Here is a 16286-nt window from a genome sequence, read left to right on the forward strand (position 1 = left end):
CTCTTTATTTGCACATAATAAAAAATTGGGGCAACCATGACAGTAGAAATCACGCAAGCATTGGCAGAAGACAACCTTGATGATGTTTATTTAAAACGTGGGCGTGAATATTTTAAAAATGGGCATGTCGAAAAGCTAAACTTTGATGCCAAAAACCAAACGGTGTCAGCAGAAGTCATTGGCAGTAAACCCAAACCTTATAAAGTATCTATCAGTTTTGATGAACACGACATTGATGGTGATTGCTCATGCCCTGTGCAGTTTAATTGTAAACATGTCGCAGCAGCTTTGTATGCTGTCATGGCTGAAAACTCCAACTTACCACGCAAAAAACGGCAAAAGAAAGAGGAGGCCGTACCTTTCCACCATTGGTTGGGTGTGGTTGGGCAAACGACATCGAATGTACAGTCCCGCGATGAATATCCTGCCGATGTACGCCAACGACTCATTTATATTTTAAAACCTGATGGAAAAAAAGGCGTACGTTTACAATTTGAGTCCGTGCGTTTACTCAAAAATGATAAGTATGGTAAAGCCACCCCCTATTCCTGCAAAAGTATCTTAATCCGCAGTGTACCGCGTTATATTTTATCGATGGATGAACGTATTTTACGTGATGCTGCCAATAGTTTCGCAGCATCAGGTGATACCATTCGTTTAGAAGGCATTGCTGGTGTTGAAATGTTAGAGCGTGTGATTAAGACAGGTCGCTGTCATTGGTGGGACAAAGATAGAGCGCCTTTAACAATGGGTGATAAACGCCATGGGGAATGGTTTTGGGATATGGATGCCCAAGGCGTACAAACATTAAGCCTACGCACAGAGCCTGAAGCTATGTTACTGCCGCTTTCACCACCCCACTACCTCGATATTTCACAAAATACGTGTGGTGAAGTAGAGCAGCCTTGTTCACCCGAACAAACACGCGAACTACTCAGTATTTTACCCTTAAAACCACAAGATATTACCGACAATACCGATGAAGTATTATTCCCTCAGCTTCCAAGTTTTGTTCCACAGCCTGAGCGTTTGCAGCTTAAACAGGAAAGCATCACACCAACCACGGTACTCGTTTTTGATTCGCTTGCCATTCACTCCAACATCTACGGTCAATATTTTGATGGTTTGGATGTTTGGTTTGAATATGGTGATGAACAAACCAAGTTTGGCGACACTGATGAACCTGTGCGCAGCAAACAAGACGGTCATCTCATCGAATATATTCGCGACTTAGACTTTGAAAAACAAGCCATGATTCAACTTATGGCGCATGGGGTGACAGCCACATCTCGCGCCATGGCAATTAAGCTTAAAAAAGCAGGCGTATTACCAAGTTTTACCTTGGTGGATAACGACTGGATTACCTTTATGGCAAAAACAGTGCCCGCCCTAGAAGATGCAGGTTTCCGCATCGAAATTGGTGAACGCTTCCGCTACAACTTACTTACTGCATCTAGCTTTAACCTTGGTGTTGCAGGCGAAGGGCTGATGGGTACCGCTGAGTTCACGGCAACCATAGATAATGGTGAGTCCATTGATTTAATTGATGCCATTGCCGCATGGATCAAGGAAGAACCCGAGCGTTTATCTGATGCCATGCTCAGCACCATTAAAGACGTAGAACATGTACCATTACCATTGGTTGATGGGCGTATGTTGTCCATACCTGGCAATATGTTGTTTAGTATTCTTAAACATATGATGGAGCTTTTTGCCACAACGGGTGTAGTTGAAAAAGAAGTATCAGGCGTGCAAATGCTTGCCATCAAACAAGATTTAGAAAAACACGAAAAAGTTAAAATCAAAGATGATAAAAAATGGTTGGATATTGTGGGCAGTTTGGTCAACACCCAAGAAGCTCTGGTTATCGAGCCGCCTCAAGGCCTAAAAGCCGAGCTTAGGGATTATCAGCGCGAAGGTTTGAATTGGTTACAAATGATGATGCGCACAGGTGTACACGGTATTTTAGCCGATGATATGGGTTTGGGTAAAACCATCCAAACCCTCGCCTGTATACTCAAAGAAAAAGAAGATGGCAGGTTGCAACATCCTGCATTGGTCATTGCCCCCACAAGTTTGATGCACAACTGGCGCATGGAAGCACAAAAGTTTACGCCCGATTTGAAAGTATTGGTCTTGCATGGTGCGCACCGCTCACGCTATTTTGATAATATAGCACAATACGACCTTGTGCTCACCACCTACCCACTGCTACCCCGTGATGCAGGTTTCCTTATTGATGAACCTTACCACATGTTGATTTTGGATGAAGCGCAAAATATCAAAAATCCAAGAGCCAAAGCCTCTCAACTGGTGCGCGAATTTAATGCACGCCATCGTATTTGTTTGACGGGTACACCCATTGAAAATCATTTGGGTGAGCTTTGGGCGCAGTTTGATTTCTTGATGCCTGGTTATTTGTACGACCAAAAGAACTTTGGCAATTTGTTCCGCAAACCCATTGAACAAGATGGCAGCGAATCACGCCAAGATGCCCTAAATATTCGGGTGCGCCCATTCTTGTTGCGCCGGATGAAAGAAGATGTGGCAAAAGAGTTGCCTGCCAAGAGTAATATTGTGCGTAGTGTTGAGCTTGAAGGTGGACAACGCGCCTTGTATGAAAGTGTTCGTCTTGCCATGCAGAAAAAAGTCCGCGACTCGGTAGCGGCTATGGGTGTGGCGAAAAGCCAAATCATTGTACTTGATGCCTTGATGAAAATGCGCCAAGTATGTTGCGACCCACGTTTGGTTAAACAAATGGATACCGATGGTATCCCATCCGCCAAAACCAATATGCTAAGAGAAATGTTGCCTGAAATGGTGGAGGAAGGTCGCAAAATTCTTCTGTTCTCACAGTTTGCCGAAATGTTACGCTTGATTGAAAACCTATGTGATGAATTGGGTTTACCTTATGTCAAACTCACTGGGCAAACCCGTGACCGCATCACCCCTGTAGAACAATTCCAAAATGGTGAAGTACCAATCTTCCTCATCAGTCTAAAAGCAGGTGGTACAGGTTTGAATTTAACCGCCGCAGACACAGTGATTCACTTCGACCCATGGTGGAATCCAGCAGCCGAAGACCAAGCCACCGACCGTGCACATCGTATCGGACAAGATAAACCCGTATTCGTGTACAAACTCACCACCATAGGCACAGTGGAAGAGAAGATATTAGAGATGCAAGAGCGCAAACGCGCCTTGGCAGATAGCATTCACGGCAGCGGCAGCAAAGGCAGCGCCCTGTGGACAGAAGCCGAACTACAATCGCTATTTGAGCCACTTGCAGATGTAGAAGAAGAACAAAGCACAAAAACGGCATAGATATTGACATAGCAATAATTTTTTCTTATATTAAAATGGCTTGTAAAGACGAGTGGGGCATTCATGTTTCGGCTTTAATATGCAATATCAGATAAAACCCTGATGTATTACTGCACAAGCTCATGAGGGGATATTGCTATGAAACATGATACCAACAACAACCTAGAAAAAGTTATATCCATTCAATCTAAAGAAATAAAGCAGCACCTACAAAGTATATTTGATCTTAATATAGCTCTTGATCAGGCAGCAGACCTTTTATCTAATATACTAGAGTTGCGTGATCCATACACTAAAGGTCACTGCGAACGTGTAGCCGAAATTACTGTAAACATTGCTCACCAAATGTTTCCCAAACAGCTTATAGACATTAAAAATGTTAAAACATGTGCCCTATTACACGATATTGGAAAACTGGCTATAAATGAGAATATATTAAACAAGTCTACGAAGCTCACTGAAGCTGAATATATAATGATTCAAAGCCATACAACATTAGGTGAAAAACTTATACGATCAATTTCACCAAACAAATTACTAACAGAAGCAATATTATTTCATCATGAAGACTATGATGGTGGTGGATACCCTAAAGGTTTACATGGTGAAGACATCCCTTTAATTGCTCGAATAATAAGAGTCGCAGATTACTTCGATGCTTTAACAACAAACAGGTCATATAGGGCGTCGATCAGCGATACAGAAGCCGTTAAAATAATGAAAAATAATAAAAGATGCTTTGACCCCAACATATTCAAATACTTCAGTGATAATATCATCCCAAAGAAAATAAGCGTCAATTAAGTAAAATATGGGAACGTGACATCACCCTTTTCAAAATCCTTAAACTTGTGTGAGCTCCAATTCGAAAAAAAGAGGTTAGGGTCTTATGAATAATTATCAATTTGTACCTTATAAATTTTACAACAAACATATAGAGTCGACAATTGAAGTGGAACTGATTAAGATTTTACTAACTTAAGTATCAAGAGAAGTTAATACAGACTCTTAACTTCACTTCGGATAAGTATAAAAAATATAAGGCGTAGAGTAGTCAGAAAACTCGAAATAAACTTTCTTTTCATGTTTATCGGCAACCATGTTTAGGTTTTCATCTAAAATACCATAACCAAAGCGGTATGGACGCGGTGTATCACCATTGGTGGATACGGCTGTGGTCAACTTATCGATTTCAAGAAAACGTTTGACCAATTTATTGCCTGCATATACTTCCAACACACCATTGACACCCGTCCAGTTTTGCACTGCACGACCAATCTTATTTTGTGTTTCTTGGGTACAACCTACTAAAGTAAATGCAAGCACAGCAACCATGATATATTTAAGCATTGTTTTGTGCTCCCGCTTCTTTTTCCGCACGAATCGCTGCTGCTCGTTTCTCTACTTCTTCAACCAAACTATCAATCATCGTATTCGAGCGCACTTTGCCAAACTTTTCACCATCATGGTAAAACGTATGCACAGGATAACCACCGGTGATGCCCAAATCCACTTCTTTAGCCTCGCCTGGTCCATTGACCACGCAACCAATCACTGCCACATCCACAGACTCTTGAATATGCGCTAAGCGCTCTTCTAAGACTTGTACAGTTTCAATCACATTAAACTTCTGCCGCGCACATGATGGGCAAGCAATGAGGTTTACCCCGCGATGCCTTAAACCAAGGCTTTTAAGAATTTCAAAGCCTACTTTAATTTCTTCTTTGGGTTCAGCAGCCAGTGACACACGAATCGTGTCGCCAATGCCATCTGCCAAGATAAGACCAAGACCTACCGAGGATTTGACAGTGCCGCCAAACAATGAACCTGACTCGGTGATACCCAAATGAAACGGATAATCCACTTTATCTGCAAGCTTGCGATATGCAGCCACCGTCATAGGAATATTACTGGCTTTAAGTGAGACTTTGATGTCGTTAAAGTTCATATCTTCAAGAATACGAATATGCCCCAAAGCAGAATCCACCATGGCATCGGCACATGGCTCACCATACTTTTCATTCACTTCTTTTTCCAAAGAACCCGCGTTCACCCCAATACGAATAGACACACCACGCTCTTGTGCAGCTTTGACCACGCGCTCTACCCTATCACGGCTTCCAATATTGCCTGGGTTTAAGCGTAGACCATGCACACCGGCGTCAAGCGCAAGCAATGCCATTTTATAGCTAAAGTGAATATCAGCGATAATGGGGAGATTGGTTTGTGCTAAAATTTCAGGCATGGCAGCAGCAGATTCGGCATCAGGTACAGAAATACGCACAATATCAGCACCCGCTTCTTCCAAGGAAAAGACTTGCGCTACGGTGGCATCAATATCAGTGGTCAAGGTATTGGTCATGGATTGCACAGCAATCGGTGCATCACCACCCACGGGCACATCACCCACCATAATCTGCCGTGTTTTACGGCGTGGCATCACAATCGAATCACGCATGTTTATTCCTCAACCTTACTCTCTTTTTCAGCAGGGCTTTCCTCACGTTTTAATGCAGCCAAACGCTCTTGTACTTTGCGCCCTCTTCTTAATGTGTCGACATATAATTGTTCATCAGGCATCCATTGCACGGCTTTTTCCCAAAAGGAAACAGCTTGGTCAATATGTTCTTTACGGAATGCAATATTACCCTGCTCATAAGCACTTGCCGCCAATGCAGATGTTTTTTGTTCAATCACTTTAAGCAGACCATCTGCATCAGGGTTACCTTGTCGGCGTAAACTTAAAGCAGCGCGTTTGGCTTGTGCCCATTTACCCACCTTCATCAAAGCCTGCACATCCTTCTTAGCCACTTTTTTATGTATTTTTTTGATAGGCGACACTTTTTTCGGCTTTTTAGATACCAACTTCTTATCTGTTTTCTCAATGCTTATTCCATTGGGAATCAACTTTTCCATGGACTGCTTTAAGTCCATTGCTTTTTTAGAATCAGGTTTGAATCGTAAATAAGAGTCTGCATACACCCAAGCAATTTCAGGCAAATCCAATTTTTTATGTTTGTTTGCCAACCACAATGCATGATCAACCCGATACTCCAATACCTCAGCCAAATCATCACGCGCCAAGACAAATGAAACATCATCACCCAATAAACCACGCGGTGGTGTATAATTATCTAGCCACTCCAACCAAGCATTATCTTCTTGCAAACGCTGCCTATACAAGCTTTGCATGCGCAATTGACGTGTTTTAATGTTCATCGCCTTTTGATAACGCAACAAAGCCTTAGGACTGCGTGATAAACCCGCTGCAGTTTTATATGCCTCTTCAGCCTGAGCCCAATGACCCGCTTCTTCTTCGCTTTTCCCCTTTCTAGCATAATAACGCAATAGTTTTAAACGTGCGGGGTCAACTTTATTATTTAAAAACCTACGTGCTTTGGCATAGTCTTCATCTGTTTTTTTGATGGACACCAAACGTTGCCTCGCCTCCATCATTTCACCCTTCTTAAATGCTTCTTCAGCAGCTTTGTATGGGCTAATCAAACCTACCGATACGCGAAAATCATTAAAACCACCCTTACCAGCACAACCTGACAAAAGCAAAACAGCAATCAACATGATATATACGCGCTGGTTCATTCTTCAATATCTCCAATAATCATTCTTACATCGGTAGGTAGCGTTGAATCAAATGCCATAGCAACAGAAATGCACATATCATGGTACAAAGTGTCATCCACAATATTGACTACACCACAACGCAAAGGTTCACTCACACCTTTGACAGAAATTTCCCCCATATCTTGGAAAGAAAAACCTTCTCCTGCTGCCTCAAATGTAGAAAATGGTAACACAACTTCGCCACCTTCACCCAAACCACCCATACGCGAAGCCACATTCACAGCATCACCAATCACTGTATATTCCAAGCGTTCTGCAGCACCAATATTACCAACAATAACATCACCACAATTTAAACCAACACGAAAAGAAACAGCCTTACCATCTTTGCGTAATACAGCTAATTTTCGGCATGCCTCAGTCATAGCAACTGCAGCCATCACAGCATTGCGAACATGCTGAGTATCTTGCTTGGGATGATTAAAAACCGCCATCACGGCATCACCAATATACTTATCCACATGACCACCATAATAATCGATAATACGGTGAAAAACTTCAAAGTTTTGGTTAAGTACTTCAACCACTTCTTCGGTATCTGTGGTTTCTGAAAATGCTGTAAACTCAACCATATCGGCGAATAACACTGTGACTTCTTGTTTGCGGTTTTCTAATTTACCCAGACCACGACTTTCAAACACATCGGTCACCAATTCTGGGTTAAGATAACGACCCAACACTGCTCGCATTTCTTCTTTATGCGCCAATTCTTCAACCATTTTGTTAAACTGCCCAGCGGCATCACTTAACTCATCATTACCTACAATTTCCAAGTGTTGATGGTAATCACCATGTGCCACATGCCGCGCAGCCAAAGCCAAATCTTCTAGCGGTTTACTCATACGTCCTGCAAGCCAGTACACAAATACACCTGACAATACAATCACAAAAAATGCAGCCAACAACATACGCTGCAACAATTGACTCGCAATGGCATCCCATGCTTCTTCGGAATAACGCACCGCAATCAGTGCAATATTGGTTCCACCATAGGTTACCTGCTTAGCAAACCATAAGTCATCAACGGGTAAACGTATGGTTTCATTCGAAAGCTCAACATCCGCTAAAACCTGTTCAATATTGCCCAGCTCACCAACCGACCAAACTTGTGATGATGAACTTTTAAAAAACACGGCTGTTACATAAGGCACTTTTTCCGCAAAGTTGCGCATAACAAAATCTGTTTCAGCCGCACTTCCCGCCAACATGGGTATTTTTAATTCATCACCCAACCTGCTCACTTGCACACCTGCTTGTGTTTCTTGATTATTCAACCAAGCATCCCGTTCCATATCCAAAACAATCAATGATAATACTGCGACAGCAAGGGTTACAGCAAGACCAACCACCATAGTCCAGCGCCAACGTACGGGGAAACGTGGCACATCAGCAATAGGAGCTAAACCTACTTGTGTATCACTGGTCAAAGTTTAACTCCTTTATTGCAACAGTAATATTTTAATGACTTTATCATGATGCTGGGGTAACTCTAAAAGTTAAATCATCATTTCACAAACAAATCATCACTGAAAGTTTCAGTTTATAAGTAACTTATTTAATCACTGGATGAATCTTTAAGTGCTTTTTCAATCTTTTTTCTTTTATGCTGTGGCAAACGCACCGTATCTAAAGTGTTTTTCCGCCTTATCTTCAATACCTTATGTAGGGTTGTAATATGAGCATCATAATGCCTACACGCCGAGCACATCAGCAAATGCAAGCGCAGGCGAATGCTTTCCATGAAGCTTAAGCTACGCTCTAACTTCTCAGAAGCTAAGCGACTTATCTCTTCACATGCATGTTTCATCTTATATTTACCATGGTTTCTTGCCTCCAAACCAATGTGTTTCTAAACATTGCCGCAGAGCAAGCCGAGCACGGTGCAACAATACGTGTACATTGGTCGCGGAAACATCACACGCCTTACAAATTTCATCAGAATCCAAACCTTGCAACTCCCGCATATCAAACACCAAACGTTGCTTTTCTGGCAAATATTGCACACAAGTTTGTAATACCTGAAAAAACTGTGTGTCTTGGCATAAACTCGCTGGGTCATCATGCCATTGCTGTGGTTTTTTTAACCACGATCCATTGTTGGGGTCAAACCATGCCGTGGGGTCACCTTCAGCCAAGGTTGCATAATCCCGTTGCCTGATTTCTTTGCGTAAATAATCAATCCACTTATGCTTTAAAATTCCAATGAGCCAAGTCCGAACTGTGGAATTCCCTGAAAAAGAATCTTTACTTTTCCAAGCCGCCAACAAGGTATCTTGTACCAAATCTGCCGCTAAATCCTCATTTTGAGCACGTTGCATGGCAAAACGATACAATATATCACCATGCTCTACCAACCACTGCTGAGGATTCATATTACTACCCAAAAAAAATTACCGCCTATAAAAATAAAAGCCCACCCAAACTAAACATAGTTTGCGTGGGCTTAAAAACTTCAAAAAACAATGAAGGTTCGCTTAAAATTCAAAGCCTAATTTCACAGTTGTTAAATCTTTACTACCAACAGTCGATTTTTCTAGATTAACAACGAAAAATGCCAATTCAATTTTCGCACCCAAAGCCATTGTAGAATTGGTTTCATCAAGCTGTTGAAAAGCTGCTAAAGCACCTGTTGCAGAAGATGTTGATGTTACTGTACCAACCTCAATATAAGGTTTAACAATAGGTAGGTTTGCACCAACCATCAGAGCATAACCTGTGTTTTTAACTTCCAAATCGGTCAAAGTCAGTTTGCTTGTGTGATACCGCACATTCGCTTCCAACATGGGCACAGGGATGTAATTACCAAATGCCATGCGAACCTCATAACCCTTAAGATCAATGCCCAAGTCTTTCGACGACAAGGTCATATAACCAACGTCCAAACCAAACGGGATGCCTGCGGACAAACGCACTCTAGGCAAAGGGATTGTTGACTGGTTATAGTTTACAGCTTGCCATTGTGCAGCATTAGGGTCGATTTTTAGCGCTGCGACTTCAACTGCTGCTTGAATACCAAACGGTAAAATGCCTGAAGAATGAGGTTCAGCAGAGTTGCTTGGATTCATCCATGCTGCTGCAGCCAAATCTTGTGTATAACCAGTATATGCAGCTTGTGCTCCTGAAAAGCCTACAATGCTTGCAGCATGGGCTTGGCTAGCAAAAAGCAGAGCAGAGGCCGCCAATAATGTGTGTATTTTTTTCATAACTTTCTCCTTAGGGAAAACAAACAATAATCTTGGCTGAAAGTTAAACATAGTTTAATAACTTGTCACCTACTTCAACCTACAACACCAAACTAATCAGCAGTGTAGACTAAAAAATGATACACGTCACAACTTTAACTCCGCAATATCATAACAAATCAAAACATGGCACTTTTTTTGCTTTATTGCAGCCATGAGCCCAATCAAACTTTTACGCCAATCAACCATCGATACATTAAACAGTATCGATGACCTACCAACATTGCCTGATTTATTCCTGCATATTCAAAGTGTACTCAATACGCCTGAATCAACACTGCAAGACCTAACCCAAGCCATAGAGCGTGACCAAATCATTGCCGCCACTATCGTCAAAATTGCAAACTCATCCTATTACAATCCACTGAACAAACCTGCCAGCAGCTTATCATTTGCCATTTCTCGGCTAGGGCGAAGCGAAACCAGCAGCATCGCCTTATCGATGTCTTTATTATATGGTTTCTCACTGCCCACGGGCATTTCAAACATGCGTCGTTTTTGGGCACATGCCTTTGCTGTGGGGCAAACATGTCGAAAAATATGCATCCAACTACCCAAGAAAAACCAGCTTAACGCCGAAGCGTTGTTTTTAAGCGGGCTACTTCACGATATAGGCAGAGCCATCTTAGGTATACGTATTGACCCCCAATACTTTGAACAAAGTTTTGCCAACTTTATTGGCGAAGAGCTTATTCAAGCTGAACAACAAACATACGGTATCGACCATGCACAGGTCGGCGCTATTGTCTTAAAACAATGGGGATTCCCTAATGAATTCTGTCAGCTTATACAACAGCACCACAGCAGCATCAACAACTGCATCAATGCAAAAATTCTCACCCTAGCAGATCATATTAGCCATCAACACTTGCCTAACCTTGCCAATATTGAAGAAGTTGAAATCAAAACTCGAGACCCAGAATTTGATACCATCATTACCCAGTGTCTCACCGAAATAAGTTTATGAATATGTTTAGGAGGCTCTGAATAAATCATGCGTTGGTACCTGATATCCAGAGCACCTAAACCACCACATCGAAAGCAAAACTTGCAATATCAGCATTTTAGCATTGAACTAGGCAGAGATGATATGGTTTACGCAACTTGACTGGACACTTTTTTTCTCAGCGCTAATTTCCTCCACCCTTTTCCCTGGTGGTTCAGAGGCACTGCTCATTTTTCGTTTGCAAGATGCCAGCAGCAACCCTTACCTACTTGTGACCATAGCAACATCTGGCAATGTATTGGGAAGTATCATCACCTACTACATGGGTAAATATGGTTTCCAATTCAGCCATAAGTGGTTTCATATCTCACTCGCCAAACAGCAACAAGCTGAAAACTATTTCAAGAAATGGGGTACACCTGCTCTACTCTTTGCTTGGCTACCTATCATTGGCGATCCTTTATGCTTGGTCGCAGGCGCATTGCGTTATCATATCTACCTGTTTATCGTGTTGGTCGGCATAGGTAAGTTGGCACGTTATACCTTACTGGCTTGGGCATTTATTTAAGCGACTGTTGAATACGCTTTAATAACGCAATAGACGCATCAATTTCCACTTTACGAATAGCCACACTTTCAATATTGCAGCCAATAGGAATACCTTTTTCATCTGCAAAACTTTTGAGTTCAAGCCAGTTTTTCTCTGCAACATCTACCGATGTTTGCAAAATATCTTCGGCATGAATCAGCTCATTCTCCAACCACCTGGGCACATGAATACCCAACCACTTCATAAAGGCTAATGTTTTGGGCGAGCCACACGGTGTTAATGTAAATAAAATAGGCACAAGTGGAATATGGTGTTCCAAACCATAATAGTAGTATTCGGATAAAAAATCCTTAGCTGCATTGACATCATACACCCCTTGTGACACAAAAAATGAACAGCCCTGTTTCATTTTATGAAATACACGAAGATGCTCATCACCTTTGCTTTGGTGTCGTTCGGGGATGGTTACCCCACCCAATAACACATCAGGATGCAGCGATGACCGTAAAGCATAAGCTTCATCCATAGACAATGTCACAGCTTGTGACTTGGCAGCAGCCCCTACAAACACCGTCAGTTGTTCATGTGGTGATATAGCTTGTAAAAATTGGCTTAATTCCGCTTGCGTATACTTACCAACAGCTCGGTAAATAATTTGTGTAACATTTAAATCCTGCAAGTAATTTTGACTGTAATCAAAAGCATCCAGCGTCGCCATAAAGGGGAAAGGTCGTGTTTGTGATGTGCGAGATATCTCATCTTGAATATCATACAAGACCAAACCATCAATACCCAAACCAAGCAAACGTTCAACCTGTTTATGGGCAATATCTTGAATATGCTTAGGTGAAGTACCTTGCTTTGGTGGTGTGATACCATAGAGTATAATACCACTTTCTCTGTTCTTAATTTTATCAATAAGCATAAACACTTATGGTTTTTTAAAGCTGCGTACTAACAAAAGCACAACTGCCACAGAAATACAGGCATCTGCAATATTAAACGCTGGCCAGTGGTATGCTTTCCCATCCCAAACAACATACCAATCAATAAAGTCCACCACATAACCAAGGTATAATCTATCCAAGATATTACCCGCAGCGCCCACCAATATCAGCACAAGCAACCATGACTCAAGCCCTGCCCTGTGCCGTTCTCGCCACCACCATACGCTGACAACCACAGCAATACCTATGGTTACACCCAGCAACAAATTGGTTCGCCATGCATGATTCCAATCGGCAAACATGGAAAATGCCACACCATAATTATGCGCTCTGACCAGATTAAAAAAGCCATCAACCACCACCATATGAAAAAAAGGAAGCTGTTGCTCAATCCACCACTTGCTCCACTGGTCTGCTGCCAGCAAAAGAATAAATAGCAGTATTTGCTGTTTGGTTCTTATCGTCATCTCATTATCCTTATACATGCTTACTACGAGCAAGTGAAACAGGTATGACCTTGTGATTCAATGCTTTATTTGTAGGGTTTTGCTTTTATGTACACGATTGGGAGAAAACTTTGGCATTATTGATTACTGACGACTGCATCAACTGCGCTGTATGTGAGCCTGAATGCCCCAATGATGCCATTTTTGAAGGCACAGACATCTTTGAAATCAACCCAGACTTATGCACCGAATGTATCGGGCATTATGATGAGCCTCAATGTGTTGCCATTTGCCCTGTGGATTGTATCCCCAAAGACCCCAACCGTGTCGAAAGTGAAGACGAGCTCAAACATAAATACAACCAACTCACAGGACGAACAGCATGAGCGGTAAACTCTTTATCATCTCTGGTCCTTCAGGTGCTGGTAAATCCAGCTTGTGCAGCAAATTGCTTGAAGCCTGCCCCAACCTCAACTTATCCATTTCTTGCACCACGCGCAGCCCAAGACCTGGCGAACAAGATGGGCGCGAGTATCATTTTTTAAGTATTGCTGAATTTGAAAAGCAGAAAGAAGCAGGTGCATTCCTTGAATGGGCTTTGGTACATGGCAATTATTACGGCACACGTCAAAGTGATGTCGAATCCCTACTCAACCAAGGTAAAGACGTATTATTAGAAATTGACTGGCAAGGTGCTGCACAAGTGGCTGAAAAAATCCCTGCTGCCACACGTATTTTTATTCTACCACCATCCATTGATGTCTTACGCGAGCGTTTAACCCATAGAGGACAAGATGATTCCTGCGTGATTGAACAACGTGTTGCCGCTGCACAAGCCGAAATGGATCATGCCCATGAAGCACAATACCAAATCATCAATGATGATTTTGATAAAGCTTTGAAAACACTCATTAAACTCGTAAAAACCTAACGTTCACCCTCTTTTTTCAGGTGAATACCCGCAGGACCAGGGCGAACGCGTAATACGATGGGTTTTACCGTTTCATCTTCGCTTGCCAGTATAATATCGCTCAGCGATGTTGTGCCATCGGGTAAAAAGAGCACTTGACCTAAAATAGGCTCCTTTTCTTTTCCCTGCGCCTTGCTTTTTACTTCTACACCAAAATCAAATTCAATGGCTTGTTCAACGGCTTGAATGATAAGGGGGGCTGGCAACTGGTATGTTTGTAATGGTGGTTCTTCATAGATTTCCCATGTGTAGCTAGGCTCAATATATGCTGTTGTGGGCAATGTGGGCGATAGCGCGTCAAAACCTTGATTTTGTTGTTGCTGTTTATCTGATAGTAAAACCTCAAAATGCCAGCCTGTTTTGGTTGCTACCCAGCGCAGTGGTTGCCCTGAAAGTTGCGCTTCTTGAGAGGCAAAACGTAATGTGGATTGAAGCCTGTCTGATTCATCTTCCAAAGATGCACCCGAAATATCTAACGATGGCACAACCATGGCTGAAGTCACAGCAATCATCACAATCACCAAAAGAATCTCAAGCAGGGTGAACCCTGCTTGCGTATGTTTATGCGGCGAAAGAAGTTCTATTTTTGCGCATCCCAGTTGCCAATATCAGCATCAAAACCTGAACCGCCTGCTTTGGCATCAGCACCATAAGACAAAATATCGAAATCACCATGCACCCCAGGTGACAAATAAATAAATGGATTGCCCCATGCATCTTTAGGCAAACTATCTAAATAACGTTTGCCATTTTTTCCGGGAGAAACCAAAGCTTGGATACCTTCAGAAGAAGAAGGGTAACGCCCATGTTGCAAGCGATACAACTTCATAGCTTGCTCAATGTTCTGGATTTGTGCTCGTGTTGCATCAACTTTCGCTTCATCGGCTCGCTCAATAAATCGTGGTGCAACCATGGCAGCAAGTACACCAATAATCACCAACACCACCATAATCTCTAGCAAGGTAAAACCACGCTCATGTTGTTTTTGTTTCAATGTTTGTTTCAATATGTTCTGCTGTACTAAATCAATGTTCATGTTCGTTCTCCAACCAAAAATCGTTTCGCTCGAGCGGATCATACAATCGTTTTTCACCTTTCCAATTGATCCAAGGGCCCACAGATAAATCACCCGTTTCATGAATCAATCGATCAATCATCAACCAAGAGCCTACCAAAGCCCCATGGGTTTGAATGGCTTCTCTAGCATATGCCGAGCATACAGGGTATGCAGGGCAAGCCCTTCCATCCAAGTGACCCAGCACATGTTGATAAAAAGCAATACCAAAACCTTGCGGGGTTGTGGGTGGCAAATCAAAGTTTTTCCAAAGTAAACCCAAAAGCAGGCTTGTGAAAGCTAAAGACAAATACATTTTTAGCAATTTGGATGCAAAAAAGGCAGAGTTAAACTCTACCTTTTGCAAAAACTGAAATATTGCCACCTTTTATACCTTAGATATAAAGTTAATCTAGATGTTCGTTAATAAAATCAACCAACTTGCCTTTATTGACAGCACCTACTTTTGTTCCTTGTACATTGCCATCTTTAAAGATACTCAATGTAGGAATACCACGCACACCGTATTTACCTGGTGTGTTAGGGTTGTCATCAATATCAATTTTAGCAATAGTGATTTTATCGCCCATTTCCGCCGCAACTTCTTCCAACAAAGGTGCAATTTGTTTGCAAGGGCCACACCAAGGCGCCCAAAAATCGACAAGTACAACACCTGATGCCTTCAATACATCATTATCAAAACTATCATCTGTTACATTTATGATTGCCATCTATGTTCATCTCCTAAAAGTAAATCCAAAAACTATGGGTAAGGTAGCCAGTCGCTATAGCAGCGTCAACATGAAGCGGTCAAAAAAAGAAAGTTAAACTTATTTCTAAAGTCGGAACAACAACCAGCGATAGGTAATCTCACACGAGAGGCAAGAAGCTTCTTTTACCAACTGCAAGATGCAAACGTAACAGGGCATGAGGTCGTTTACGGGTAAAAAAATACAAGCAATCTACGGAGAGAATCATGGCATTAACAGTACAAACCAACAACGCAGCAATGACTGCACTAAAAAACTTGAACGCAAACAGCAAAGCGATGGACAAATCGCTAGAACGTTTGTCTTCTGGTTTCCGTGTAAACAACGCGGCAGACGATGCATCAGGCTATGCAGTAGCATCTAAATTAGATGGTCAAACACAACGTTTGAAAGCT

Annotated in this window: 20 protein-coding genes; 7 read left to right on the forward strand and 13 right to left on the reverse strand. The window is 42.1% G+C overall.

Annotated features, from left to right (window positions below; genetic code table 11):
• Positions 1-36 precede the first annotated feature (36 nt).
• Both DM09_RS09130 and DM09_RS09135 read left to right on the forward strand, forming a co-directional pair.
• Positions 37-3324 (forward strand): DEAD/DEAH box helicase, encoded by a 3288-nt coding sequence (locus DM09_RS09130; RefSeq protein WP_038250164.1) that lies wholly within the window; start codon positions 37-39, stop codon positions 3322-3324.
• Between the two features lie 138 nt (positions 3325-3462).
• Entirely contained in the window at positions 3463-4128 is a 666-nt protein-coding gene (locus DM09_RS09135) for an HD-GYP domain-containing protein (RefSeq protein ID WP_051938356.1), read from the forward strand.
• Between the two features lie 210 nt (positions 4129-4338).
• On the opposite strand, the gene DM09_RS09140 is transcribed toward DM09_RS09135, so the two are convergent.
• The 7 genes from DM09_RS09140 to DM09_RS09170 all read right to left on the reverse strand — a co-directional run bounded on the left by DM09_RS09140 (position 4339) and on the right by DM09_RS09170 (position 10169).
• Entirely contained in the window at positions 4339-4674 is a 336-nt protein-coding gene (locus DM09_RS09140) for a hypothetical protein (RefSeq protein WP_038250166.1), read from the reverse strand.
• Positions 4667-5782 (reverse strand): flavodoxin-dependent (E)-4-hydroxy-3-methylbut-2-enyl-diphosphate synthase, encoded by a 1116-nt coding sequence (gene ispG, locus DM09_RS09145; RefSeq protein WP_038250169.1) that lies wholly within the window; start codon positions 5780-5782, stop codon positions 4667-4669. The genes DM09_RS09140 and ispG overlap by 8 nt, the downstream gene beginning before the upstream one ends.
• A gap of 2 nt (positions 5783-5784) precedes the next feature.
• Positions 5785-6924 carry a hypothetical protein gene (locus DM09_RS09150; protein WP_038250172.1) on the reverse strand — a complete coding sequence of 380 codons (1140 nt, stop codon included), beginning with the start codon at positions 6922-6924 and terminating at the stop codon, positions 5785-5787.
• Positions 6921-8393 carry an adenylate/guanylate cyclase domain-containing protein gene (locus DM09_RS09155; protein ID WP_051938357.1) on the reverse strand — a complete coding sequence of 491 codons (1473 nt, stop codon included), beginning with the start codon at positions 8391-8393 and terminating at the stop codon, positions 6921-6923. Before DM09_RS09155 ends, DM09_RS09150 begins: the two co-directional genes overlap by 4 nt.
• Before the next feature lie 128 nt (positions 8394-8521).
• Complete coding sequence (locus DM09_RS09160; protein ID WP_038250175.1) at positions 8522-8773, reverse strand: zf-HC2 domain-containing protein; 252 nt, start codon at positions 8771-8773, stop codon at positions 8522-8524.
• A 7-nt stretch (positions 8774-8780) separates the two neighbouring features.
• Complete coding sequence (locus DM09_RS09165) at positions 8781-9338, reverse strand: sigma-70 family RNA polymerase sigma factor (protein WP_038250177.1); 558 nt, start codon at positions 9336-9338, stop codon at positions 8781-8783.
• Positions 9339-9440: 102 nt separating this feature from the next.
• Positions 9441-10169, reverse strand: a complete 729-nt coding sequence (locus DM09_RS09170) for a hypothetical protein (RefSeq protein WP_038250180.1) — start codon at positions 10167-10169, stop codon at positions 9441-9443.
• 193 nt (positions 10170-10362) lie between these two features.
• Between DM09_RS09170 and DM09_RS09175 the strand changes: the two genes are divergently transcribed.
• Together DM09_RS09175 and DM09_RS09180 are read left to right on the forward strand one after the other, a co-directional pair.
• Positions 10363-11175: an HDOD domain-containing protein gene (locus DM09_RS09175; protein ID WP_051938358.1), complete on the forward strand. Its 813-nt coding sequence runs from the start codon at positions 10363-10365 to the stop codon at positions 11173-11175.
• Positions 11176-11293: 118 nt separating this feature from the next.
• Positions 11294-11722 carry a YqaA family protein gene (locus DM09_RS09180; protein ID WP_038250182.1) on the forward strand — a complete coding sequence of 143 codons (429 nt, stop codon included), beginning with the start codon at positions 11294-11296 and terminating at the stop codon, positions 11720-11722.
• On the opposite strand, the gene DM09_RS09185 is transcribed toward DM09_RS09180, so the two are convergent.
• Both DM09_RS09185 and lspA read right to left on the reverse strand, forming a co-directional pair.
• A complete protein-coding gene (locus tag DM09_RS09185) occupies positions 11715-12629 on the reverse strand; it encodes a methylenetetrahydrofolate reductase (RefSeq protein ID WP_038250311.1) in 915 nt (304 codons plus the stop codon). The two genes, DM09_RS09180 and DM09_RS09185, sit on opposite strands and share 8 nt — an antisense overlap.
• A gap of 6 nt (positions 12630-12635) precedes the next feature.
• Positions 12636-13118, reverse strand: a complete 483-nt coding sequence (gene lspA / locus DM09_RS09190) for a signal peptidase II (protein WP_038250184.1) — start codon at positions 13116-13118, stop codon at positions 12636-12638.
• Positions 13119-13228: 110 nt separating this feature from the next.
• Here lspA and DM09_RS09195 point away from each other — a divergent pair, with 110 nt between their 5' ends.
• Positions 13229-13483 (forward strand): YfhL family 4Fe-4S dicluster ferredoxin, encoded by a 255-nt coding sequence (locus DM09_RS09195; RefSeq protein ID WP_038250187.1) that lies wholly within the window; start codon positions 13229-13231, stop codon positions 13481-13483.
• On the forward strand, positions 13480-14028 hold the full coding sequence (gene gmk / locus DM09_RS09200) for a guanylate kinase (protein WP_038250190.1): 549 nt from the start codon (positions 13480-13482) through the stop codon (positions 14026-14028). The genes DM09_RS09195 and gmk overlap by 4 nt, the downstream gene beginning before the upstream one ends.
• On the opposite strand, the gene DM09_RS09205 is transcribed toward gmk, so the two are convergent.
• The 4 genes from DM09_RS09205 to trxA are packed head-to-tail and all read right to left on the reverse strand — an operon-like array spanning position 14025 to position 15852.
• Positions 14025-14666, reverse strand: a complete 642-nt coding sequence (locus tag DM09_RS09205) for a pilus assembly FimT family protein (RefSeq protein ID WP_081881179.1) — start codon at positions 14664-14666, stop codon at positions 14025-14027. The two genes, gmk and DM09_RS09205, sit on opposite strands and share 4 nt — an antisense overlap.
• Positions 14648-15103, reverse strand: coding sequence for a type II secretion system major pseudopilin GspG (gspG, locus tag DM09_RS09210; RefSeq protein WP_038250193.1), 456 nt, complete (start codon positions 15101-15103; stop codon positions 14648-14650). The genes DM09_RS09205 and gspG overlap by 19 nt, the downstream gene beginning before the upstream one ends.
• The gene (yidD, locus tag DM09_RS09215) at positions 15093-15506 is read right to left on the reverse strand and encodes a membrane protein insertion efficiency factor YidD (RefSeq protein ID WP_232507802.1); all 414 of its coding nucleotides are present in this window, start codon (positions 15504-15506) and stop codon (positions 15093-15095) included. Before yidD ends, gspG begins: the two co-directional genes overlap by 11 nt.
• Before the next feature lie 22 nt (positions 15507-15528).
• The gene (gene trxA / locus DM09_RS09220) at positions 15529-15852 is read right to left on the reverse strand and encodes a thioredoxin TrxA (RefSeq protein ID WP_038250195.1); all 324 of its coding nucleotides are present in this window, start codon (positions 15850-15852) and stop codon (positions 15529-15531) included.
• Positions 15853-16097: 245 nt separating this feature from the next.
• On the opposite strand from trxA, the gene DM09_RS09225 reads away from it, so the two are divergent.
• Positions 16098-16286: flagellin N-terminal helical domain-containing protein (locus tag DM09_RS09225; protein ID WP_038250197.1), on the forward strand; the 189-nt coding region annotated here is incomplete at its 3' end.

Source organism: Ghiorsea bivora (genome assembly GCF_000744415.1).
GTDB lineage: Bacteria > Pseudomonadota > Zetaproteobacteria > Mariprofundales > Mariprofundaceae > Ghiorsea > Ghiorsea bivora.

Excerpts from the sequence above, each read along its gene's own strand:
- DM09_RS09130 (WP_038250164.1), top strand. The coding sequence starts at position 37 with ATGACAGTAGAAATCACGCAAGCATTGGCAGAAGACAACCTTGATGAT.
- DM09_RS09135 (WP_051938356.1), top strand. The coding sequence starts at position 3,463 with ATGAAACATGATACCAACAACAACCTAGAAAAAGTTATATCCATTCAA.
- DM09_RS09140 (WP_038250166.1), bottom strand. The coding sequence starts at position 4,674 with ATGCTTAAATATATCATGGTTGCTGTGCTTGCATTTACTTTAGTAGGT.
- ispG (WP_038250169.1), bottom strand. The coding sequence starts at position 5,782 with ATGCGTGATTCGATTGTGATGCCACGCCGTAAAACACGGCAGATTATG.
- DM09_RS09150 (WP_038250172.1), bottom strand. The coding sequence starts at position 6,924 with ATGAACCAGCGCGTATATATCATGTTGATTGCTGTTTTGCTTTTGTCA.
- DM09_RS09160 (WP_038250175.1), bottom strand. The coding sequence starts at position 8,773 with ATGAAACATGCATGTGAAGAGATAAGTCGCTTAGCTTCTGAGAAGTTA.
- DM09_RS09165 (WP_038250177.1), bottom strand. The coding sequence starts at position 9,338 with ATGAATCCTCAGCAGTGGTTGGTAGAGCATGGTGATATATTGTATCGT.
- DM09_RS09170 (WP_038250180.1), bottom strand. The coding sequence starts at position 10,169 with ATGAAAAAAATACACACATTATTGGCGGCCTCTGCTCTGCTTTTTGCT.
- DM09_RS09175 (WP_051938358.1), top strand. The coding sequence starts at position 10,363 with ATGAGCCCAATCAAACTTTTACGCCAATCAACCATCGATACATTAAAC.
- DM09_RS09180 (WP_038250182.1), top strand. The coding sequence starts at position 11,294 with ATGATATGGTTTACGCAACTTGACTGGACACTTTTTTTCTCAGCGCTA.
- DM09_RS09185 (WP_038250311.1), bottom strand. The coding sequence starts at position 12,629 with ATGCTTATTGATAAAATTAAGAACAGAGAAAGTGGTATTATACTCTAT.
- lspA (WP_038250184.1), bottom strand. The coding sequence starts at position 13,118 with ATGACGATAAGAACCAAACAGCAAATACTGCTATTTATTCTTTTGCTG.
- gmk (WP_038250190.1), top strand. The coding sequence starts at position 13,480 with ATGAGCGGTAAACTCTTTATCATCTCTGGTCCTTCAGGTGCTGGTAAA.
- gspG (WP_038250193.1), bottom strand. The coding sequence starts at position 15,103 with ATGAACATTGATTTAGTACAGCAGAACATATTGAAACAAACATTGAAA.
- trxA (WP_038250195.1), bottom strand. The coding sequence starts at position 15,852 with ATGGCAATCATAAATGTAACAGATGATAGTTTTGATAATGATGTATTG.